At 57.3% G+C, this 21,123-nt stretch carries 26 protein-coding genes and 1 tRNA gene; 7 read left to right on the forward strand and 20 right to left on the reverse strand.

Annotated features, from left to right (window positions below; translation table 11 throughout):
* Positions 1-93: 93 nt before the first annotated feature.
* From ACQZ63_RS01180 to ACQZ63_RS01215, 8 genes are all read right to left on the reverse strand, one after another.
* Positions 94-522, reverse strand: coding sequence for a hypothetical protein (locus tag ACQZ63_RS01180; protein WP_448799067.1), 429 nt, complete (start codon positions 520-522; stop codon positions 94-96).
* 24 nt (positions 523-546) lie between these two features.
* Positions 547-1,710, reverse strand: coding sequence for a phage major capsid protein (locus ACQZ63_RS01185; RefSeq protein ID WP_448799068.1), 1,164 nt, complete (start codon positions 1,708-1,710; stop codon positions 547-549).
* A 1-nt stretch (position 1,711) separates the two neighbouring features.
* Positions 1,712-2,212 (reverse strand): HK97 family phage prohead protease, encoded by a 501-nt coding sequence (locus tag ACQZ63_RS01190; protein ID WP_448799069.1) that lies wholly within the window; start codon positions 2,210-2,212, stop codon positions 1,712-1,714.
* Between the two features lie 76 nt (positions 2,213-2,288).
* Positions 2,289-2,678, reverse strand: a complete 390-nt coding sequence (locus tag ACQZ63_RS01195; RefSeq protein ID WP_448799070.1) for a hypothetical protein — start codon at positions 2,676-2,678, stop codon at positions 2,289-2,291.
* Positions 2,668-3,774: a phage portal protein gene (locus ACQZ63_RS01200; protein WP_448799071.1), complete on the reverse strand. Its 1,107-nt coding sequence runs from the start codon at positions 3,772-3,774 to the stop codon at positions 2,668-2,670. Before ACQZ63_RS01200 ends, ACQZ63_RS01195 begins: the two co-directional genes overlap by 11 nt.
* Before the next feature lie 413 nt (positions 3,775-4,187).
* A complete protein-coding gene (locus ACQZ63_RS01205) occupies positions 4,188-4,679 on the reverse strand; it encodes an HNH endonuclease (protein ID WP_448799072.1) in 492 nt (163 codons plus the stop codon).
* An 840-nt stretch (positions 4,680-5,519) separates the two neighbouring features.
* Positions 5,520-5,654, reverse strand: coding sequence for a hypothetical protein (locus tag ACQZ63_RS01210; protein ID WP_448799073.1), 135 nt, complete (start codon positions 5,652-5,654; stop codon positions 5,520-5,522).
* 276 nt (positions 5,655-5,930) lie between these two features.
* Complete coding sequence (locus ACQZ63_RS01215) at positions 5,931-7,346, reverse strand: tyrosine-type recombinase/integrase (protein WP_448799074.1); 1,416 nt, start codon at positions 7,344-7,346, stop codon at positions 5,931-5,933.
* A gap of 351 nt (positions 7,347-7,697) precedes the next feature.
* Here ACQZ63_RS01215 and ACQZ63_RS01220 point away from each other — a divergent pair, with 351 nt between their 5' ends.
* Positions 7,698-7,958 carry a hypothetical protein gene (locus tag ACQZ63_RS01220; protein ID WP_003512603.1) on the forward strand — a complete coding sequence of 87 codons (261 nt, stop codon included), beginning with the start codon at positions 7,698-7,700 and terminating at the stop codon, positions 7,956-7,958.
* A 170-nt stretch (positions 7,959-8,128) separates the two neighbouring features.
* Positions 8,129-8,332, forward strand: coding sequence for a hypothetical protein (locus ACQZ63_RS01225; protein ID WP_013635930.1), 204 nt, complete (start codon positions 8,129-8,131; stop codon positions 8,330-8,332).
* A gap of 59 nt (positions 8,333-8,391) precedes the next feature.
* Here the strand turns inward: ACQZ63_RS01225 and ACQZ63_RS01230 are convergent, their stop codons facing one another.
* From ACQZ63_RS01230 to ACQZ63_RS01260, 7 genes are all read right to left on the reverse strand, one after another.
* Positions 8,392-8,889 (reverse strand): ferritin, encoded by a 498-nt coding sequence (locus tag ACQZ63_RS01230; protein WP_003512602.1) that lies wholly within the window; start codon positions 8,887-8,889, stop codon positions 8,392-8,394.
* Positions 8,890-9,005: 116 nt separating this feature from the next.
* Entirely contained in the window at positions 9,006-9,461 is a 456-nt protein-coding gene (locus tag ACQZ63_RS01235; protein ID WP_065661104.1) for a pseudoazurin, read from the reverse strand.
* Positions 9,458-10,279: an ABC transporter ATP-binding protein gene (locus ACQZ63_RS01240; RefSeq protein WP_113555863.1), complete on the reverse strand. Its 822-nt coding sequence runs from the start codon at positions 10,277-10,279 to the stop codon at positions 9,458-9,460. Before ACQZ63_RS01240 ends, ACQZ63_RS01235 begins: the two co-directional genes overlap by 4 nt.
* On the reverse strand, positions 10,279-11,328 hold the full coding sequence (locus ACQZ63_RS01245; protein ID WP_065658284.1) for a FecCD family ABC transporter permease: 1,050 nt from the start codon (positions 11,326-11,328) through the stop codon (positions 10,279-10,281). Before ACQZ63_RS01245 ends, ACQZ63_RS01240 begins: the two co-directional genes overlap by 1 nt.
* 120 nt (positions 11,329-11,448) lie before the next feature.
* Entirely contained in the window at positions 11,449-12,543 is a 1,095-nt protein-coding gene (locus tag ACQZ63_RS01250) for an ABC transporter substrate-binding protein (protein WP_113555864.1), read from the reverse strand.
* 312 nt (positions 12,544-12,855) lie between these two features.
* The gene (locus tag ACQZ63_RS01255; RefSeq protein WP_162633692.1) at positions 12,856-13,410 is read right to left on the reverse strand and encodes a dual specificity protein phosphatase family protein; all 555 of its coding nucleotides are present in this window, start codon (positions 13,408-13,410) and stop codon (positions 12,856-12,858) included.
* Between the two features lie 138 nt (positions 13,411-13,548).
* Positions 13,549-14,136, reverse strand: a complete 588-nt coding sequence (locus tag ACQZ63_RS01260; RefSeq protein ID WP_113555865.1) for a YqaA family protein — start codon at positions 14,134-14,136, stop codon at positions 13,549-13,551.
* Between the two features lie 515 nt (positions 14,137-14,651).
* Between ACQZ63_RS01260 and ACQZ63_RS01265 the strand changes: the two genes are divergently transcribed.
* Positions 14,652-15,296 (forward strand): exopolysaccharide biosynthesis protein, encoded by a 645-nt coding sequence (locus ACQZ63_RS01265; protein WP_003512591.1) that lies wholly within the window; start codon positions 14,652-14,654, stop codon positions 15,294-15,296.
* A 3-nt stretch (positions 15,297-15,299) separates the two neighbouring features.
* Here ACQZ63_RS01265 and ACQZ63_RS01270 read toward each other — a convergent pair whose 3' ends face one another.
* Positions 15,300-15,578 carry a hypothetical protein gene (locus ACQZ63_RS01270; RefSeq protein WP_013635921.1) on the reverse strand — a complete coding sequence of 93 codons (279 nt, stop codon included), beginning with the start codon at positions 15,576-15,578 and terminating at the stop codon, positions 15,300-15,302.
* 176 nt (positions 15,579-15,754) lie between these two features.
* Here ACQZ63_RS01270 and ACQZ63_RS01275 point away from each other — a divergent pair.
* A tRNA-Asn gene (locus ACQZ63_RS01275) sits at positions 15,755-15,829 on the forward strand.
* A gap of 90 nt (positions 15,830-15,919) precedes the next feature.
* On the opposite strand, the gene ACQZ63_RS01280 is transcribed toward ACQZ63_RS01275, so the two are convergent.
* Positions 15,920-16,312, reverse strand: coding sequence for a DUF2934 domain-containing protein (locus ACQZ63_RS01280; RefSeq protein WP_065704729.1), 393 nt, complete (start codon positions 16,310-16,312; stop codon positions 15,920-15,922).
* Positions 16,313-16,481: 169 nt separating this feature from the next.
* On the opposite strand from ACQZ63_RS01280, the gene ACQZ63_RS01285 reads away from it, so the two are divergent.
* The gene (locus ACQZ63_RS01285; protein WP_013635919.1) at positions 16,482-16,721 is read left to right on the forward strand and encodes a hypothetical protein; all 240 of its coding nucleotides are present in this window, start codon (positions 16,482-16,484) and stop codon (positions 16,719-16,721) included.
* A gap of 69 nt (positions 16,722-16,790) precedes the next feature.
* On the opposite strand, the gene ACQZ63_RS01290 is transcribed toward ACQZ63_RS01285, so the two are convergent.
* From ACQZ63_RS01290 to ACQZ63_RS01300, 3 genes are all read right to left on the reverse strand, one after another.
* Positions 16,791-17,234, reverse strand: coding sequence for a TIGR02594 family protein (locus ACQZ63_RS01290; RefSeq protein ID WP_025593218.1), 444 nt, complete (start codon positions 17,232-17,234; stop codon positions 16,791-16,793).
* A gap of 113 nt (positions 17,235-17,347) precedes the next feature.
* A complete protein-coding gene (locus ACQZ63_RS01295; RefSeq protein ID WP_113556012.1) occupies positions 17,348-17,905 on the reverse strand; it encodes a methylated-DNA--[protein]-cysteine S-methyltransferase in 558 nt (185 codons plus the stop codon).
* Positions 17,906-18,036: 131 nt separating this feature from the next.
* Complete coding sequence (locus ACQZ63_RS01300) at positions 18,037-18,324, reverse strand: DUF982 domain-containing protein (RefSeq protein WP_003512562.1); 288 nt, start codon at positions 18,322-18,324, stop codon at positions 18,037-18,039.
* Positions 18,325-18,513: 189 nt separating this feature from the next.
* Between ACQZ63_RS01300 and ACQZ63_RS01305 the strand changes: the two genes are divergently transcribed.
* Positions 18,514-19,953 (forward strand): cryptochrome/photolyase family protein, encoded by a 1,440-nt coding sequence (locus ACQZ63_RS01305; protein ID WP_113555866.1) that lies wholly within the window; start codon positions 18,514-18,516, stop codon positions 19,951-19,953.
* Positions 19,954-20,075: 122 nt separating this feature from the next.
* Positions 20,076-21,113, forward strand: a complete 1,038-nt coding sequence (locus tag ACQZ63_RS01310) for a cysteine synthase A (protein ID WP_003512558.1) — start codon at positions 20,076-20,078, stop codon at positions 21,111-21,113.
* The last annotated feature ends 10 nt before the right edge of the window (positions 21,114-21,123 follow it).

A 21,123-nucleotide genomic window follows, 5' to 3' on the forward strand; every position in this document is an offset into this window, starting at 1 on the left:
GGCGCCTTGAGCCCAGAATCGATGAGGGGAGGCAGGCGCCTTTCCGTTGTTCGGCTGATCGCTGGAACCGTCACAGAGGCCCCTCAATTAGAGTCATGCGACGGGGCGCTTGGCGGCCTGTCCCTTGATCAGCAGTGCCGAAATCGCAGTGCCGGTACCGTGCGTGCCGGAGAAATCAGCCAGCAGTTTCAGGTATCGCTTGTTGCCGACGTAGCCGAGCTTCGTCACCTTCGGATCGGCCTGCGCAGTGCGCAGTGGAAGCACGATGCCACCGGCAAGAACGTCGACGCCCTGCACGTCGCCGGCTTCGACCGGGACGAATGTCGTGTTGTCGTCGGAGTGCGTCAACGTGAAGTCGATTTTGTTCGTGCCGTTGAAGGTGATGCCACCGACACCGGTGTGAATGGCGATGACAGCCTGATTGAAGCCAAGCAGGTCGACGGCAACAGGGACGTTGTCGGCTGCGAGGACAGCCGGAGGAATGAGGGTCGTCAGACCCAGATTATGGACGAGATCTCGCATTTCGGAATCCTTTCCTTGTCGCGCTTAAGCAGACATTTTCAGTTTCTTGAACTTGGCTGCCTGGAGAACGCCGCCACCGACGCGGCGGGTCGCATGGATGCGGGTAATGCCGTTCGTGGCCAGGAGGTACGGGTTCACCAGAATGGACAGGCCGACACGGTCAACGATTCGGTAGCCGCCGAAGTCGCCGAAAACGATCGGTGTTGTGTTGGCGGCAATGTCCGGCATGTCCGGAAGCTCGATGACAGGACGGCCGAGGATGGTTTCAGGTTGGCCAAGCTGGAAGGACGGCTGCCAGAGGAAACGACCGTCACCATCTTTCAGGAGGCGGAGTTTGCCGAGCGTGGTGGAGTTCATCGCCCAGGTACCAGCATTGCGGTACTGGGTCGGCAGGCTGTACATCAAACCTATGAGAGCATCCGGGACGATCGTACCTGTGTTGGTGTTGGCGACCGTGGCAATGTCTGCATTGGTCAGCAGGCCTTCGGGCTCGAGGACCCCGTTACCGACAACGAATGCCTTACCTTCCTTCTGGCCGAAATCGTCGGACAGCGCGAGGCGAACTTCTGCTTCAGCTTGGCCGGCGGAGTCGGCAAGAAGCTGGTTCGAAACGTCAACGAAGGTGTTGATTTCTCGAACAACGATCTCCGCTTGGCCGAATGTCGGTTCCGAGCCTTCCTGCGTCTGAAGTTCGCCCTTCCACTTTGCGTTGGTGATTCCTGTTCTCGACGGATAAGAGACGCTTGGAGCCGACGTGGATCGGACCGAAGCGACGGAACGGACGGGAGACACAAGAACCAGGTCGCGAATGAACTCCGTCGACATCTCTGCCGGCGCCAAATAACCGCCCTGCGGATCGGAGGACACCTGCAGCGTTTTCAGATCATCAGGCGGCGTCTGGTTGCCGAGACGAAGATACGTGCCGAAAGCCTTCTTCTCGAGCGCGGCGGCCTCGTCATCCTTTTTCTCGGACGAAGCGCCGGGGCGATTGGCCTTCTTTTCGAGGTCGGCGATACGCGTCTGCAGCTTTTCGTTCTCGGCCGTCTTCGTCTCGATTTCCTTCAGGCGGTCGTCAACGGACTTCTGGAGCGTTTCCAGCGCCTTCGTGACAATTGCCTCCGGTGCTTCATCATCGCCCTTGCGGATAAGCGTTGCGCCGGTGAGCGCCTTGTTTTTCAGGTGTTCCATTTTAACCTCTCAGGCGCTCGGCGGCGCGGTTGATTGCTTCAGCCATTGCGATGGCGTGGATTGCAGATTTCGCGCTTGTCACCCGAGCGCCGGGATGCATGCCGAGGGTCACCACAGAGATTTCCATGAGATCCACGGCACTAATTGTCCGACCACCGCCCTTGCGGGCGACTGCCTTTTTGGTGACGAAGCCAACGGAGAGACCACGGACGGCACCGCTCTTTATCAGCGCGTGCACTTCGCGCGCTCGACCTACCTCATCGATAAGAAGGCGCCCCTTCACCTGCAGGCCGGCGCTATCTTCCGAGGCGGCAGACCAAACTCCGATCGGGTCATTGAGATCGTGCCCAAACAACATTGGAATCGGCAGTGTCGCTCCCTTGAAGGAGCCGGGCTCAATGATGTCACCAACACGATCAGCGGAACCGAATGGCCACGCCAGCCCGGTGATTTCCCCAGTGTCTGATGCGGCGATCTTGGTCTCGAAATAGACGCGTTCCATCACCGTTTCCCTCCGAGAAGAAGGAAGATCCCGAAGAAAAGCAGGGCGAGAAGAATTGCGTCGAGCTTCTCAGGAATCATTGGCCGCTCCTGAAATTCGCGCGGTCGGCGGCGAAGGCGTCGGCCTGCTGCTGGATCCACGCGACCTGCAGAACCTTGACGACAGCGGCGTGGCCAAACTTGGCATTGAGGCCGAAGTCGGCAGCGATGTCCCAATTGATGACGCACCGGGCGAGGCAGTTGATGCGCGCCTTCTCGCGGGCTTCGAACGATGCCTTGCCGTCCACGTCAGCGGCGGCGGCCAGTTCGTCCATCATAGCGATGCGGGCCTTGTTCTGGGTCTGGCTGTCGGGGCCGGCGATGAGGAGACGGAGACCGGTTGGCTTTCCCTCCCACGGCTCCGCCACGTCCAGCCATCGGCCCTTATCCTGATCGATCAGGTTGCCGTTGATGTCATCAAACGTCATCGCGCTGCTCCTGATTTTTCTTGTTCTGGTCGGGGGCTGTCGGTTTTTCGGCTGCTGTCAAACCTGGCTGCGACGATCCAGTGTTCGGGTTGGCGAAGACTTCGCCGCCGCTGTACGGAGGGAGATCAAGCAACAACGTCCTTGCCTCGTTCGGATTGAGGGCGCGGGAGCTGATGAGGCTGCTAGCGGCCGTGGCTCGACTGACGAGGTCAACATTCGTGAAATCGTCGCGCTCAAATTTGACGCGATAGGTCGCGCGTTCCTCGCGGCTGAAGAAGCCACGGCGCATGGCGGCCTCCATCGGGCGCATCCAGAATTCTAACGAGGCAAGCCATTCCTTGCCAGCCTGTTCGGCGTTGTTCCAAGTCGCTCGGTCGAAGTCGAAGAGCAGTTGCGGCGGAACGCGGAATGCGCGCGCCACTTCCAGGATGACGAATTTCCATAATTGCAAAAATTGAGAGTCGACCGAGCTGAACGACAATGTCTTGAAGCTCGCTCCGTCGAACAAGACCGCAGTTTTGCCCGAGTTATCAGAGCCTTCGTGCGCCTTCCGCCACGCGGCAATCATTTTTTTCATGCCTTCGTCGCCGACGGCCTTCGGGCTTTCGATCACGCCACCAGGGCGGGCGCCGGCACGGAAGAGACGCCCGGCGTGGCGCTCCATTTCCTTCGCGACGCCAATGGATTCGGAAGCCAGCGTAACCGGACAGCGCGTGAATGGACCACGGACGAAAACAACCTCGTCACCAGGCGTCGGCCTGTTGTTTATGCGAAAGGATGGCTCGCGGCGGCCGTCTGCGGAATAATCCACTTGGAAATGTGAAGGTTCGTAGGCGGTGACTTCGCGGACTTCGCTCGCCACTTTGTTGACGTGAGAAAGGCTGCCCTTGTCCGAAGTCAAGGCACCCGCGATGACGTCACGGACCCATTCAAACGAGGACGTGAAATCGTTGACGTCGCCGTCCAGAAGGGTGGCCACCGGATGGTCGGTGTCCGTCACCCAGGCCTCGCCGTCCTTACGCTCGACGTTCAGCTTGAGCGCTGCAATGCTTGAGGAAAGCAAATGAACGGCCGAAGCAACAGCCGGCACCGTCATGGCCGTGGCGAGACTTACCGAAGTCGAAGAGACGAGACCGCCAGTGAAAAGCGCGAACTCTTCGGCAGTCGGCTCGGCAAGCGACTTGGTGTCAACGACAGGTGATTTGCGACTAAAAAATCTCATGCCAGGATTCTGGCCGACAACGCCTTGGAAGCGTATCGGCCAGATTAGGGCGTGAGAGGTTTGTTATTGCTCGTTTCTCATAAATGCGATCAATGCACTCTCTTCGGCGCACCATCGGCCCCCCAGTTTCCGAATCGGGCTGCCTGGTGCTTCAGCAAGCGGGCCGCGGACAAAGTCGGCAGAGCAGCCCAGTCGGCGGGCGATGGCTTCGGCGGTCCACAAAATGCGGGCGGGCGGTTGCGCTGCGTCAAGTACGCGATCGGCTCGTGCCGTGGTAAGCGCGGGTTTCATCGGTTGGCCTCCTCGTATTTCTGGAGTGCGGCTGCTCGAGCAGCAATTGCCTCTTCCAGTGTCGGGTGGCTGGAACTGTGGATGACGCGTCCTTCACGGCAAAGCTTGGCGCGAAAACGCGTATGGCTGCCTGATACCTGTTTCCATATTCCCGCCGAGCCGACCTTATTATTGCTGTGTTTCGGATGGCGTTCCATCCTCTGCCGAACTGTCGAAAGTTCGAGATTGCATAGCCGCAAGTCGTTCTCATCGCGGTTTTTGACGCGGATCTCCATGCCTTCTGGAATTGTGCCGTGGGTGTAAATCCAGGCCAACCGCCGGGCGCGATGGACAACGCCAAAAATGACGATCATCCATCCTGAAGGATTGGAGCAACCAGCTCGTGAGCCCGCGGGGATGTTTGAGGTAGGCCGGACTTTCCAGCGGAACACGCCTGTCGAAGCGTCGTAATCGAGGCGATGTCGAACAGTATGAGCGTCAATGGTCATTCGTCTGACTCCTTCGTTGCGGTGACGAGGGGCGCCGTGACTCCGGGTTAGAGGGGGGATCATGGTCGAAGCGTTGGCAGACCGGTGGCTGTGGATCGGCAATGCGCGCCTGCGGCGCATAGGCTCGATCGGTGATCTCGCTTGCCTGGCGCGGTGCGTCCGTGACAGTCTTTTCCCCGGTGGGGAAAGAGCGAGGCGTCGGCTCTTGCCGTAACGTAAGGCGGACTGCGGACGAAGTCAGCAGAGCGCGAAGCGCCAGCGAAGCTGCTCTGCGCCGGGTGTCACGCCCACAACATTTCCTTTTTACCGTGAGCGTGACACGCCGCCTGCGCTGCTGTCTCTCGCGGGCCAAACGGCGCTTTCGATCGACTTGCGGTTCGTCGCATGCTTCAATTCTGAGAAGGCGGCAATCCTGTCTTTCAAGCGACGTGACTTCGAGCAAATCACCGACAGTTGCTTGCGGCATAAGCCGCCCCTCTGCCGGAGAGCAGCATGCGGCGATGACATCGGGATCAATGGCCGGAAGGCGCAGGCGTCGGCGGATCTGATCGACGGAGTGACAATCGGCGGTCGCGCCTAGACATTCGACCAGATTGGATAGGACAAGCCCCCAGCCAGTCGCTGGCCCTAGGTCCAGAGCGTGCCGGCGCCGATAGGTGACGAGACGCGCCAACTCGTTGAATCGCTGCCCGGCCGTCATCTTGAGGCGACGATATTTCTCCGACGCAATATCGCGTTTCCCGTTGCTTCCACGGCGGTCTCGGGATATTCTCTTTGTATCGTAATACGTGTTACCGAGCTGGTTGGGGTTGCCGCCCCTGCCAGCTCTTTCGCTATGTATCATCGCGCTGCCTCCTCGAGCTTGGAGGCGTCAAACGCATCCAGTGCCGCCAGCTCCCAAAGGCGCAGTTTGCCGATGCGGATAGGACGCGGAAAATCGTTGTTGGGATTTGCCAGCCAGCGGTGCAACGTCATTGACGTGATTCCACCGTACCGCCGGCATACATCGCCAGAGTTGATATATTGTTTTTCGGCTGAAGCTTGAGCAACATGTGTCATGGTTGGCCTTTCTTTAAAGAGAGGCCAACCATTTCTAACAATTTTCTGAAGTCGGCAACATTAAACTTTTCGAAACGAAACGTATAATTTGGCGTAAGCGTATGTTAATTAGAGATAATTTTGTTGAAATAAAATTCAATAAAAAGAAGATTAATAACTATTCATGGATTTCGCGAAACTGATCGCTTTTTGTTATGCTCGCAACGGCACAACATTTGACTCAACTTCACCAACGAGCGACATCACGAAACCTTCCCAAGCAGTCAAGGCCGCGCGCTTCTCTTCGCGAAAGTCGTGACGGATATAAATGGCTGCCACGCCGCTGACGGTGCCGCCGGAATGGTTCAGAATTGCTTCCGTGACATGTATTGCGGTTCCGAGACGTGCCATCCCAGAAGCTGCAGTTCTTCGGAGATCGTGCAGCCCCCACTGTTGAAGCTTTACCTTCTTCGGATCATCGCCGCGCGCCACGGCCTCCTTCTTCATGATTTCCAGCATCGTCGCATCGAGCCGCGCCTTGGACCTGGAGAAGCCGGACACCGGCGTTGTCGCCGTGGTTGTGAAGAGGAAATCGCATCCCCTCACCCGCTCGATCGACTGGATCTCCCGAAGCGCTTGGCCGCCAAGTGGAATAAAGTTCTCCCGGGCGTTTTTGGATCGCTCTTTCGGCAGCAGCCAGTGTTGCTCATTTGACTTCAGATTGAGTTCCCGCCAGGTCAAGCCCGACACCTCCTGGCGACGCTGAGCTGTCAGGAGGAGAAGCCGCCACATCGGACCGAACGGATACCCATGCTGCTTGGTGGCCTGCCAAAATATCCTAATTTCGTTATCGGTCAGCACCCGGTCACGGCTGCTTTCGACCGTGAATTTTTTCAGACCCGTCATCGGGTTGACCTTGAGAACATCGCGGCCAACCATCCAGTTAAAAAACGTGCTTAGGGTCACGAATACTCGATTGGCGGTGACCGGACTGCCACGCTCCACAAGACCGTCAAGGAGCTTCACCACATCGGATTTCGTGATGTCGCGGATGTCGCGCCCTAGCCACGCCTCGGGCGGCTTCTTTGCTCCTTTGCGATTCCTGGAGATGAGATATGCCTCCAAATCCTCATCGATGCCTTCTCGGTTCAGATATCCAATTTCAGTACGGAATTGCCGGCGGGTTTCCTGCCATGACCTATTCTTCGGTTTGACGGTGCCGTGCACGAACTTTGCCGCCATAGCCTCGACCAGAAACTCCTTATCGTCCACTCGCGCCACCGCCTGAGCTGCGGCCTCGGACTTCCGACGGGTCAGGTTTTGACCTTCAGTTAATGCCTGAAGCTCTCGCCTTGCCACCGCCCTCGCCTCCGACAGCGTCATGGCCGACCCAATTGCCGGATCTTCTTCCAGCGGCTTTTCTCGCTCTATGATGGTTGGTCCGAGCGTGAGCTTGGCAGGCTTTCCGTTCTGGCGATAGCGCAAGGCCCAACTTTTGGCGCCGCTCGGTTGGACGATCAAATAGAGACCAGGCAGGGCTGCGTCAGGGAGTTCCAAACGTGTTACCCCGTTACCCTGAGCGCCCTTTACGGCCAAGATTGTGAGTGTTTTCGCGATGCGTTTCGCCATGTGTCATCTGCCCTCAGGGGTAACGCGGGGTAACACAATTGGCGTGTTAGGGGGCGTTACGTCATGTTGCGATCAAATGCTAACATATTCCTGAAAAGCCTTTTTTCGCAATACGTTCCGTATGGGGCTTGTTATTGCGTGTTACCCTGTGATAGGGTCGGCAGGCTTCTGGGGGTCAAGGGGTCGTGGGTTCGAATCCCGCCGCTCCGACCATTAAAAACAGATAGATAGCCAGTTCCCCCAGAGCTGGCTATAATTTTTTCAGCCACATTCTCGCCGGCGCCATGCGCGAATTGACAAGATGCGGTCTGGGTGTGCGTTTATCCAAGCCTGAGAACGAGGTGTGCTGTGATGGTCAAAAAAACAAAAATTGAACACTCGGAATTCTCAGGCGAATTTGAAGACGACGGTATCACGGTTCTGGTTGATATCTACCGGCCGGCCGGCACCCAGCAGGATTGGACGCTCGAGGTTATCAGCGAGCATGATGATGTCACCACCTGGGAAGAACCTTTCACGACAGACAAGGACGCCTGGGAAGAATTCCTGGCCACCTGTGAGAAAGATGGAATTCGCAGCTTCCTGGACGGCGAAGATCCATCCGTTCATTGACGCTTGACACTGCGGTGCGAGGCCGTGGTGGGCGCGAGTGCATTCAACGATAATTCCAGAAATATACTCTTATTGCAAAGCCTGTGACCGTCCAGAGACGGCACGCATTTGCCTTGTTGACTCTCTGCTAAAATTAGAACATTTAGTGAACAAACGAGAGGTCAACCGATATGCCCGATGCGGAAAAAATCACCCCTGTACGGCCTGACGACATAGCTGGATATGTCATCCAGTGTCATGATGGCGATGCGAAGGCGGCTGTTGAAACGCTGCTGGGCGAGATCGAACATTTGCAGGAACAGCTTTCCCTTGCGGTTGCCATCATGGGAAAAGGCTATACGCGTGGATGGACGCCGGATTTGGGAAGTGACTGAACCAGCCACAAGCTGCGTTTGATGCAGCTTGTGGAATATCAGTAAATGCTGCGCAGCTTTCAGGCCTTTTCAGCCAGTTCGCCGATTTCGCGGTCAATCAGATAAAGCGCATTGGGACCGTCACCGATCAGCTCGATCTTGCCCATTATCGTGCGGCACAGGCTGTCCTCTTCGTGCTGTTCGTTCACGAACCATTGCAGGAAGGATGTGGTCGCATGGTCTTTTTCAGACCGCGCGAGATCAACCGCTGCGTTGATGGCGGCGGTGACACGCGATTCGTGTTGCGCGACAATTGCAAACAACCCCTTGATATCGTTTGCAGTGACCTGTGGGGCAGGCAGCTCGGTGAAAATAACTGGAGCTCCGAGATCGTTCAGAAAGCTGAAGATACGGTGCATATGCTCCAGCTCTTCGGCAGCATGGCCAAGCAGAAACTTGTAGCAACCATCGAGATTGCGCTCAGCCGCCCAGGCGGCCGCCTGAAGATAGGCGTGGTGGGCGCGCAATTCGCCGTTGAGCAGGTCGTTCAATGTCGTTTCGACTAGTTTATTTGCCATTGGTTTATCCTTGTTATGGTGATTGCAGCCAATTTTTTCGTGCGGGCTGCTTCACACACCCGGCGAGCGAGATTTGAGGGATCGAGCGTCTCATCCGGTCGAGCACGGAGATGGCGTCATTGCGCCGGCGTTACCTGTGCCAGAGCCGCGTCCAGCCTTTCGCCCTTCATGACCAGTTTGGGGCGCAACTTCTCCGCCTTTTGCCTGACCGCTTCCAGATTGACGGGCTTGCCGACCTGGATCACACCGATCATCGCCATCATCAGATGCGGTGGGCAATAATAGAGATAGACGCCTTCCTTCTCGACGGTAACGGTGAAGGCCTCATCGAGCTTGCCTTTCCACGGCGTTACGCCTTCCGGAACGGCATAGGACTGCACGTAATGGCTGGAATTTTGCGGCACGAAGGTGATGGTGTCGCCGGGCTCAGCCTTTACATAGGAAGGCTCAAACACCATGCTGCCGTCCGTGCCGTAATTGAGCATCAGCACCTTGTGTTCGGCAGCAAAGGACGGCGCGACAGAGAAGGTTACGGCCAAAGCCGCGGCAAACGTCATCAAAAATCGTTTCATGCAATTATTCCTTCAAGGGTTTTGAAATGTTCGGGCAGCGGGTCGCCAGCCGGCTGGATGACGGGATTGCCGCGCCTGTCCCGCAAAACTTCCACCGTCACCCCGTAGGTCTCGGAAATGAGTTTAGGCGTGACGATATCTCCCGGCGCGCCGGTCGCCTTCAATGCGCCACCGGAAATCACCAGCAGGTTGTCGGCATATTGGCAGGCGAGGTTGAGATCATGCAGCACGACCAGCGTTACCCAGCCATTGGCGCGGGTTTCCTGCCGCACCATATCGAGAAGCGCCACCTGATGTTTGAGGTCCAGCGCGCTGACCGGCTCGTCCAGCAGCATCGCCTGCGGCTCGCGCATCAGAACCTGCGCGAAAAGCGCCATCTGCCGCTGCCCGCCGCTGAGGGAGGCGATCTCCCTGCCCGCCAGATGCGCTATGCCCGCCTGATGCAGGCGTGTCATGGCCAGGTTGAGCGTCTCGTCGTCAATATGCAGCGACAGACGCCCGAACCGGCCGAGTGCCACCACCTCCAGCACGCTGAGCGCAATATCGGCCGTGGTGTCCTGCGGCATGTAGGCAAAGCCATCGCGCCACTGCCTTATATACCGCCCCGCCCGCTCCCCGGCCCGAAGACGGCGGACGCCGAGGCTGATCGAACCGGCAGCAAGTGGCAGATCGCCGAAGATCGCTCTCAGAAGGGTCGTCTTGCCCGTTCCGTTTGGGCCGATGACGGCATGAATATGCCCCGCCTCCAGACGCGCCGACAGCCCTTTCACAACAGTCTGTCCGCCGCGCTCGGCGGAAATAGAATCGAGAACCATCATCAGCCGCGCCTCTTCGGAGCGAAAATCAGCCACATCAGAAACGGCACGCCGACAATGGCCGTGACGATGCCAACCGGGAACAGCGCACCGGGAACGATCGATTTGGAGAGGATCGAGGCAGCCGACAGCATCAGCGCGCCGCTCAGCACCGACATGGGCAGGAAGAAGCGCTGATCCTCGCCCACGGTCATGCGGGCGATATGCGGCGCGACCAGCCCGATAAAACCGATGACGCCGACGAAGCTGGTGGCCGTCGCGGTCATGATGGCAACGATGACGAGAACCTTCATGCGCAGCCAGCGGACATTGATGCCGAGGCTTGCCGCCCGCATCTCCCCCATTCTGAGCGCGGTCAGCTTCCAGCAATCCGCCATCAGCAGGGCGCAGCAGAGGGCGGTCACGGCAGCGGTCAGGCCAAGCGTCGGCCAGGTCGCCTTGGTCAGGCTGCCGAACAGCCAGAAAAGGATCTGCTGGGACAGCTCCGGTGAGGACAGGAACTGGATGAGCGACAGCAGCGACTGAAAAAGGAAAAGAAGCGCGATGCCGCCGAGAATGATGGTTTCGGTCGTCATCTGCCGCATGGAGGCCAGCGTGAAGAGAAAAAGTGCTGCGAGCATGGAAAAGACGAACGCGCCCAGCGGAACGGCAATCATGGCATCCAGCCCGAGACCGCCAAGCGCCAGCACCAGCGCCGCACCGAAACCGGCCGCTGCGGCCATACCGAGCGTATAGGGGCTCGCCATGGGATTATTGAGCAGGGTCTGCATTTGCGCGCCGCCTGCTCCGAGTGCCGCACCGACGGCAAGCGCCATCAACGCCATGGGCAGGCGAAGGCCGCGCACGATAGAATCGGTCATGGCGGCCCGTTCGCCAAGGCCGGTCAGCGACTTCACCACTTCGGCGGGCGACAGCAGCGAAGGACCAGTGGCGATATCGAGAACGAGGCTCACCGCCATCAATACGAAGAAGATAGAGACGACACGCCAGCGACGGCGCTCGCGCAGCCGGTGCGCACCGATGGCCTCGGCGTTGCGGGCAGCAATTGTCATGAAAACCTGCCTGAAAGGACTGTCTGGAAAAGCGGACGCCGCAAAGGCGGCGTTCGCGAGATTTCGCCACTGTGGCGGCGAAGAAAGCACGTTTCTGCGCCGCCACAGGCAAGCGCGATATCAATCCTTGACGGCGATGGCGAAAGTGCCTTGAGGCGTTACCGGAAGGTACTTCTTGTAATAGCCGAGATAGTTGGCGATCGGATCGACATCCTTGAACTGCTCGGGATATAGCTGCTTTGCGATGTACTGAACCATGGCGAAATCGGAGAGCGTACGCGACGCACCCTGGTAGACACCGAACAGCTGGCCGTTCTTGATGGCGGGCAATTCGCTCCAGCCCTGACGGGCCTCAAATGCCTTGAGTTTCTCGCCTGCGTCTGCCGCCTTCACCGCCTGTCCCATGGGCAGTGCTGCCGGGTTCTTGTTGTTTTCGCGACCGGAAATGAAGATGGCGTCAGGCTTGGACGCCAGAACCTGTTCTGGATTGATCGGTCCCCACCATTCGACGAAGGGAGCGGCAATGTTGTCGCCGCCAGCCGCCGTGGACATGGCACCCCACATGTTCTTGCCGTAGGTGAAAGAATATTCGGCCGGGCCCTTGTTGCCGAACTCTACATAGACCTTCGGTTTCGGCTTTCCGGACTTGGCGACCCGGTCAGCGACCTCTTTCAGCGAACCGGCATAGAAGTCGGCAATTTCCTTGCCACGCTTCTCCTGGCCGGTCAGGTCGCCCAAAAGCCGGGTCGAGGCGACGTGTCGCTGGACCGTCTGGGCGTTGTAGTCGACGACGACGACGGGAATGCCCTCTCCCTCCAGACGATCGGCATCGAGACCAAGCGCTTTGTATTGCCAGTCTGCCAGAATCACCAGATCGGGATTGAGGCTCAACACTTTTTCGACCGAGAAAGTCTGCGCTTCCACTTCACCGACATCGGCAATGTCGGAAAGCGAGGCGCGATGCGCGAGATGCATCTTCCAGTTGGCGGGTACCCAGCCTTCCCAGGCTTCGCGAGAAATGCCGACGACGGAATCATAGGCTTTCTCGCCGCCGACCGCCATGTAGTCCTCGAAGTAGAAACCGAGAACAACGCGCTTTGCTGGAAGGTCAACCTTCACTTCGCGTCCGATGACATCTGTGATGGTCTTTTGTTCAGCCATTACATAAGGGGCGGTAAAGAGAATAGACAAGAGCGATGCGGCAAGGCCGCTCATAAATGATTTTGGGGTCATGATGCGATCCAGAAGTTGAAACAACGTCGCTCTATAAAAGATGATTAAAGGAGTCAACTTAATTGTTGGATCGCATAAGTTACTAATATATAGACAAAAAATGTGATTTCCGACGAACCTCGAGAGGGAGAAAGCGGGTCGCCTGATGAAAGACAGGCTGCGTCGTTGATAACTCAACAGTTAAGAAACCAAGCGTTTGGGCCCCGTCCCGACCGTTGCGCGATCAGAACAGAACGCAAAATCCCGCTTCAGGAGATCGATCAGCAATTTTGCGGACGTTATGCCCGACCGTTTTCAAAACTCGTTTGAAGCAATTGTGAAGTCGTCGGCGATCGACATGTGTTCGACATTTTCCCAGGTCTGGTCCATGGCATAGGTCTCAGACAGATAGGGGATGCCGATATGGCCGTAGCGGACGGAAAGCTGGCTCTCAGCCGCCTTTTCACCGAGATACGCGACGCGGCCGAGATAAAGCGCGGTCGCAAGGCCTGTCCTGTCCGCACCGGACTTGCAATGGATGAGGATGGGCTTCGGCGCATCACGCATGATCGCGACCAACTGGTTCACCTTGGCCATGTCGAGTTCGTGGCGAGCTGACATGCCAAAATCGATATGGGTCAACCCAAGCTCGCGCGAGGTTTTGATCTCATCCTTGTACCAGTGCTCGGATTCATTCTCTCCGCGCAGATTGATGACCGTCTTGATGCCATGGTCCCTGGTATAGCGGACCAGCTGCTCAGTGCTTGGCTGGTTGGAGCGGTAAAGCTGCCCTGCCACCACCTCGTGAAAGTTGCCGAGAAGCTGGATGGCCAGGAGATAACCGCCTGCGGCAAGCACAGCAATACCCATACCCCCAAAGGAGCACTTCCATAATCTTCGCATAATAAATCGGTTCTCTCATTGGACGAGACAACCGATACAGCTGGATTCTGACAGTAGGCTGAAAGTTATGCGACAGTATTGTAAGAGTAGAAAAACTGCGTTTCGTCAGCGCACGAAAACGTAGACCGCATAGATGGCGATGAGCGCTGCGGCCACTGCGGCGGCGATAACACCAAGGCGTTTTTCGATGAAGTGGCGCACCGGTTCACCGTATCTTTGCAGCAGCCCGGCGAGGATGAAAAAGCGCGCGCCGCGCGTGACGACAGCCGAGAGAATGAACAGGCCGAGGCTGATATTGGCCGCACCGGAGAGGATGGTGACGACCTTGATCGGCGGCAGATGCGCAAAGCCCGATGTCACCAGCAGGAGAATGATAGTCTCGTAATTTACCGAATTCTTGAGCTGCTCGAAGTTGTCCAGCTTGCCGTAAAATTCCAGAATTGGCCGCGCGATACTCTCGAAAGCATAGTGGCCGAGGAACCAGCCGGCAATGCCACCGAGAACGGAAGCGACCGTTGCGACGAGCGCATAAAACATCGCCTTTTTTGGCTTTGCCAGCACCATGGGCAGGAAAAGCACATCCGCCGGCACAACGAAGACGGAGCTTTCGACGAAGGCCACGACCGCCAGCCACCACACGGCGCTTTTGCGCGCGGCAAGCGCCATCGTCCAGGCATAGATGTTTTTCAGCATTTAATGTCCTCGGGAAGATCGTTTTAGACCGAAGGCAAGGCGGGAGCCAAGGCATCTCAGTGGCGGTTTGTCAGCGGCGGACGTTCTGACTATCGACCGCCGCCAAATCAGGATTAGAGACAACGCAAGAGAATGGCAAATGTTGGAAGATTTATTTTTTGCGTTGCGGCAAACGAGAAAAACAAACAATTCCAGACCGCAGCGGCGAATGGTTGCTGCGATGCGAAATTTCATCCTCAGGTAGATAAACCGGCCTTTTCGCGGTAGAATAAGGTGTGGCGGAAAGAGGAGGAAGTTATCATGGACTATGTAAGCTTCATTACGTCGATCAATCCGGTCATACTGGTCATCCTGCTGATTGTTCTTCTCGCAGGCGCCTACAGCAGCTGGGTTTCCCACTGACAAAGGCGGGCAGCAGCACCGGTCCGAAAAGACGCTGATTTTCCATCGGCGGTAGGCATTTGGCCGGATGAATGTTATCAAACCCGGAGTTAAAGCAACTTCCGGGAAGCCTGATGTCGAACGAATTCGCATTCACTGATACGTCTGAAAAGCTCAGCACCACGCTCGAAAAGCTGATTGGGAAACTGCAAGGTCAGACGATCACATTGCGCGAGCTGATGGAGGCAATCGGCGAACAGGGCCTGTTGCTCATCTGTGCCATAGCTTCCCTGCCCTTCCTCATTCCGGTCTCTATTCCCGGCGTCAGCACCGTGTTTGGCGCAGCGATCATTCTCGTCAGTCTGGCCATCACCCTCAACCGTCTGCCATGGCTGCCGGCCAGGATTCTCGACCGGCAGATGGAAACGGCAAAGCTGGTACCGGCACTGCAGAAGGGCGTCGCCATCGTCTCAAGGCTCGATCGCTTCATCCGCCCGCGCCTTCCGGCGCTGACGGCGGGCATCGTCGCCAATAGAGTGAACGGACTTGCGCTGATGACCGCTGGCGTGTTGCTGATGATGCCGCTCGGCTTCATTCCCTTCTCCAACACCCTGCCTGGCGTCGCCATCCTGCTTTTTTCGGCGGGTATGATCCAGAGGGACGGCGTGACCGTTCTCGGCGGGTATCTGTTTCTCATCCTGACGGCGATTTATTTTGCAGCACTCGCCTATGCCGCCTTCTGGGCCGGACAGGGACTCAGCAGCTCGATGGGCGGCTGAGCCTTATTGTCCACCTCTATTGCGGGTGTTGCGACCATTGCGTCGCGATGCCCACCACACTGCCAGCCGCCGCCGCCTGCGGCGAACCGCCGGCAAATCGTGGGAAAGCACGATAAGACCAAGCGGGACCATCCAGAAACCGAGGATGGGCAAAAACCCGAGCGTTCCGCCCACCACCAGCGCCGAGCCGGTGGCGATCCTGCCGACGCGCGAACGCGGCATGGCAACGCTCCATTTTCCGAGATTGAGACGACCCGTTCTGTGGTCCATTCCAAATTTCATTCCATACTGCCCTTTAACATCTGGCCTGTGGATAATTTTTTCACCGTCGATAAGCCCGGAAAATCGGGACGCCGGCGAGATAAAACAAGATGAATGCGTTTTTTTTGAAAAAAGCGCTTGGCAAATCGGAAAAGCATTTGTATTACCCCGCTCACACCGCGCCAAGCAGCGCACGTTCCCTGGTAGCTCAGCGGTAGAGCATTCGACTGTTAATCGACAGGTCGCCGGTTCGAATCCGGCCCGGGGAGCCATTTTTCCAAAATATGGCATGATGAGCGAGATGCCGCAGCATTCGCTCTATATCGATCTTGGCATAGGCGCCTAGCTGGGCGCTATTGACCTCAGGTCTTCTTCGCCACACGCTTCGTCGAAGTAGACGCGTTAGTGAGTGCCGGCGGATCGCTTGCCGGGAAACTTTCCTCCAGGCTTTCGGTCAGGTCGTCGTCTTTTCGGCTGGTCTCCGCTTTTTGCTCTTTCTGAAGAGATTTTACCGCTGGTGATTTGGCATTTTTTGCCGAAGCCTTGTCCGCAGTCACCTTCTTCTGGACCAAGGACTTGGCGGCAGCGGGTTTCTTCGCGCCATTTTTACCATTGGTCTTTCCCGTTTCCGTGCTTGCCGAGACCTCTCGTTCCGCCTCCATCCAGTGGCGTTCGTGATGTCCCTCCGGCCTGCCTTCTCTCTCCCATATTGCGCGGGCTTTTTCGCGGATTGCTGCTTCGCGATCATGGTTCATAACGTCCTCCTCTTTGCGTCGCATCGGCTTTGACTGTGCCAATTGAAAAACAGAAATGGCCGGAAATTGTTCCGCGTCCGGAGATTGCGCATGCGCATTTCCCTGAAAAAAGGGAACCCTACTCACTGCAGGATCGTTTGTCCGGCAGGAACCCGCAGGAGGACCATCCATGAGCGATCCGAAACAGAAGAAAAACGAACCTCTCGATATCAAAGACGAAGATTTGCCGCGTTTCGAAACCGACAGCGAACTCAAATCTAAAGAAAGTGAGATTTACCCCGATGAATCGATAAGCCTGCGCGCACGCCGGCAGGCAGCGCGGCAACACGAGGATGCCTTCATCGTCGCCACAGACCTTGAGGATGACGACCAGCGCGATGCGGCACCCGGCACAAGGGAACAGCCATAGGGGCCTTAAAACGCATAAGGCGGGCCACAGCCCGCCTTTATAAGGATCGTAGTAAAGTTGGTACGGTCTTCAGCGACGCACGGAAACGATGGCCTTGCGGTTGAAGTTCGACACCTGCACCCGGCCGGACTGATTGCCGCCGAGAATTTGCGCTGTCTTGCCGCTCATGCTCTTCAATATTCCGGCGTGATAACCGCGGCCGTTGCGAATGACGACAACATCGCCCGGTTTGGCGGCGGCGACGGGTACGGCATAACCGAATGACGTCCAGGATTTTGCAAATCCGTAGGATTTGGGCGATGCGCGCCCGGCCTTGCTGGCAACGGCATGCAGGAACAGGCCACACCACGGTGTGCTGCGGGGATTTGCCCCAAGAATATTCTTCAGGCTCTTGTTGTTTTTGGATTCATGCAGTCCGGTGTATTTTTCAGCCTGGTTCAGCATGCCAGCCGACGCGGGTGCCACGACTGTAAAAGCCAAGGCAGCGGATAGAATTAACGCGGATACTCTCAAACGTCTCGCCCTTATGTTAGAGGGCGTCCGTGTATTGTGACAATTTAGCGACAATTTGACGAGAAAAGGGCAGAAATCAGACGGCTATTCATGTGGACTGATCTGTCATTGCTTTAAAACAGGCTGCCCTGTGCATCGTCAGTACGGCTGCGGCCGGCATTTTCGAGATCCAGCATACGTAATTTGGTGTTCGTTCCGCCCGGCGCGGAAAAGCCACCCAGCCGGCCGCCAGCCGCCAGAACACGGTGGCAGGGAATGATCAGCGGCACGGGATTTTTCGCCATGGCCTGCCCGACGTCGCGGGCCTTTTCCATGGAGAGGCCCAGCGTTTTTACGATACCGCCATAGGTCGTCGTGCGGCCCCAGCCGATATGCCGTGCCACCTCATAGACATCTAGAAAGAACCGCTCCTGCCCGGCAAGATCGAGTTCCACGGGCGTAAAATCAATCTCTTCACCATCGAAATAGCGGATAACCATCGCAATCGCCTCACGGGCGCGTGTGTCGGGTACAGCAATGGAAGATGACGGCAGGCGTTTCTGGATAAGTTTCTCGGTTTCACCGGCATCTGCGCTGGGCAATTGCAGACGGGCGATACCGCGCTCTGCCCATGCGAGGCCGCAATGGCCGAGAGCTGTCGGGAAAACAATATAGCCGTAGTGGTTGGTCATTGCCGTATTCATCCGCTTTGCACGCGCACGATGCCATATCCTGCGTTCGACACAACCCGTTTCTGGCGGCGGATAAAACAAGGCCAACCGGCTTTACGGGTGGCCTTTCACATCTCAATCCGGGAACGCTGTCAGGATGCAAGTTTGCCCTGATCTTCCACCTTGTTTCCGGCCTCCAAGAGGCATTGCGCCTGGCGGCTTGCGGTAACGAAGGCGGCGCGCGCAATCTCTCCAGCCACGTCCCCCATCAGCGAGGCGCGGCACAGACGCAGGGCCTGCTCATGCGCCTTGTCACCGCGTTGTGGCCATTCGTGCTGGAGAAAATCGAAGGCCTCGTAAACGCCGTTGAAAATCCGGGGAGCACCGTTTTCCAAGGATATGGTAACAGGCTTTTCCCACTTAACGTCTTTCAGCAACATTGATTGTACTTCCATGCTCTATTAACCAGCGAAAAACGCCGGCTCCTCCAGTTGGTTCCCTTCACTTTTGGTTTCAAGGTCGAAAAAATAGCCCTCGAAAAACCATGTGCCTCCAGCTTTCCATTCTACGCGATTTGAGGAACAAAGCGTTTCAACACTCGTTCAAGCGGAAGTGAACCGGATCCCTTCATGCCAACAAAATCCTCTCCTGTTATCGTCTGGTTCCGCAAGGACTTGCGTCTTGCGGACAATCTCGCCCTTCTCGCAGCGGTGGAGCATGGCGGCCCCGTCATACCGATCTATATCCGTGAGACATCCAGCGGCCCGCTGGGCGGCGCGCAGGAATGGTGGCTTCACCATTCGCTTGCCTCTCTTTCCGCGGCGCTGGAAAAATGCGGCAGCCGTCTACTGCTCAGAAGCGGCAACGCAGAGGAGACGCTGCGCCGGCTTATAGCCGAAACCGGCGCGAATGCAGTCCTCTGGAACCGTCGCTATGAGCCGACCGGCATGGCAACGGACAAGACACTAAAAGAGGCGCTTGGGGACGACGGCCTGACAGTTCGCAGCTTTGCCGGACACCTGCTGCATGAACCATCCCGGGTGCAGACCAAATCCGGCGGTCCCTACCGGGTCTACACGCCCTTCTGGCGGGCTCTAGAGGGCGGCGAGGAGCCACATACGCCGGCGGATGCACCGCAGAGCCTGAAGGCACCTGAGACATGGCCAAAATCGGAGAAACTCGATGATTGGAAGCTTCTGCCGGTCAAACCGGACTGGGCCAGGGGTTTCAGCGAGATATGGACACCCGGCGAAAATGCCGCGCGGGAAAAACTCGATGATTTCATCGATGGTGCCTTGAAGGGTTATGAGGAAGGCCGCGATTTTCCGGCGAAGGACGCCACGTCGCTTCTTGCGCCGCATCTGGCGCTCGGCGAAATATCGCCCGCCGCCGTGTGGCATGCGACGAAGGGGCTCTCACGCCATATCCCGTCCAACGATATCAGCCGTTTCCGCAAGGAACTCGTCTGGCGGGAATTCTGCTACCATCTGCTGTTCCACTTTCCCGAGCTGGACGAGAAAAACTGGAACGACAGTTTCGACGCCTTCGGCTGGCGGGACGATGAGACATCCTTCAACGCCTGGACGCGTGGCCTGACGGGTTATCCGATCGTGGATGCCGGCATGCGGCAATTGTGGAAACATGGCACCATGCACAACCGGGTGCGCATGATAGTTGCATCCTTCCTCATCAAACATCTACTTATCGACTGGCGCAAAGGCGAGAAGTGGTTCCGGGATACGCTTGTTGATGCCGATCCGGCCTCCAACGCCGCCAACTGGCAGTGGGTGGCGGGTTCGGGCGCGGACGCCTCGCCGTTCTTCCGCATTTTCAACCCCATATTGCAGGGGGAGAAATTCGATGCCGAGGGAGACTACGTGCGCCGCTTCGTGCCGGAGCTTGAAAAGCTTGAGCGAAAATACATCCACAAGCCGTTTGAAGCACCGAAAGAGGTGCTTAAAAAGGCGGGTATCGAGCTCGGCAAGACCTATCCCCTGCCGATCGTCGACCATGGGAAGGCACGGGAAAGAGCACTTGCAGCCTATGCCGCAGTGAAGAACAACGCATAAAATTGGGTATCGGCAAAATTTTGCGTGGCGAAGCCTAAGGCGGGAAGATAATTTCTTGCCTTGAGGCGGTTGTAACGGGACATAACGGCACCTAATTTCCGCTCAGACAAGAAGGCTCAATCATGACCATTCATCCCTCTGCGCTCAGTGCTATCGGCAACACGCCGCTTATCCGTCTGAAAGCTGCCTCTGAAGCGACGGGGTGTGAAATCCTCGGCAAGGCGGAGTTTCTCAATCCCGGCCAATCGGTGAAAGATCGCGCCGCGCTTTACATCATCCGCGATGCGGAACGGCGCGGACAGCTGCGGCCGGGCGGCACGATCGTAGAAGGCACGGCAGGCAATACCGGCATCGGCCTGTCGCTGGTGGCCAATGCGCTCGGCTACAAGACTGTCATCGTCATTCCCGAGACGCAAAGCCAGGAAAAGAAGGATGCGCTGAAGCTTCTCGGCGCAAAGCTGGTCGAGGTTCCGGCGGCACCCTATTCCAACCCGAACAATTACGTGAAGGTTTCCGGCCGTCTGGCAAAACAGCTGGCCGCGACGGATGAAAACGGCGCGATCTGGGCCAACCAGTTCGACAATATCGCCAACCGTCAGGCCCATATTGAGACAACGGCACCGGAAATATGGGACCAGACGGACGGCAAGGTCGATGGTTTCATTTGCTCCGTCGGTTCCGGCGGAACGCTTGCGGGCGTGGCTGACGGCCTGCGCGATTTCAATCCCGACATCAAGATCGGCCTTGCCGACCCTGAGGGCGCCGCCCTCTACGAATTTTACAAGCATGGTGTCCTGAAGTCGGAAGGCTCTTCTATCACCGAGGGCATCGGCCAGGGGCGCATCACCGCAAATCTGGAAGGCTTCGCGCCGGATTTCTCCTATCGTATTTCGGATGCGGAAGCCCTGCCGGTGCTGTTCGATCTGGTCACGAAAGAGGGTCTTTGCCTCGGTGGCTCCTCCGGCATCAACATTGCCGGCGCAATCCGCCTTGCCCGCGAGCTTGGTCCGGGGCATACAATCGTGACGATACTTTGCGACTACGGTAATCGTTATCAGTCGAAGCTGTTCAATCCGGATTTCCTGCGCTCCAAGGGGCTTCCGGTTCCGCAGTGGCTGGCAACGAAAAGCGAGATTGCGGTTCCGTACGAAACCGTTTGAGGACATGCCG

It is taken from the genome of Agrobacterium sp. CG160-95 (genome assembly GCF_053521725.1).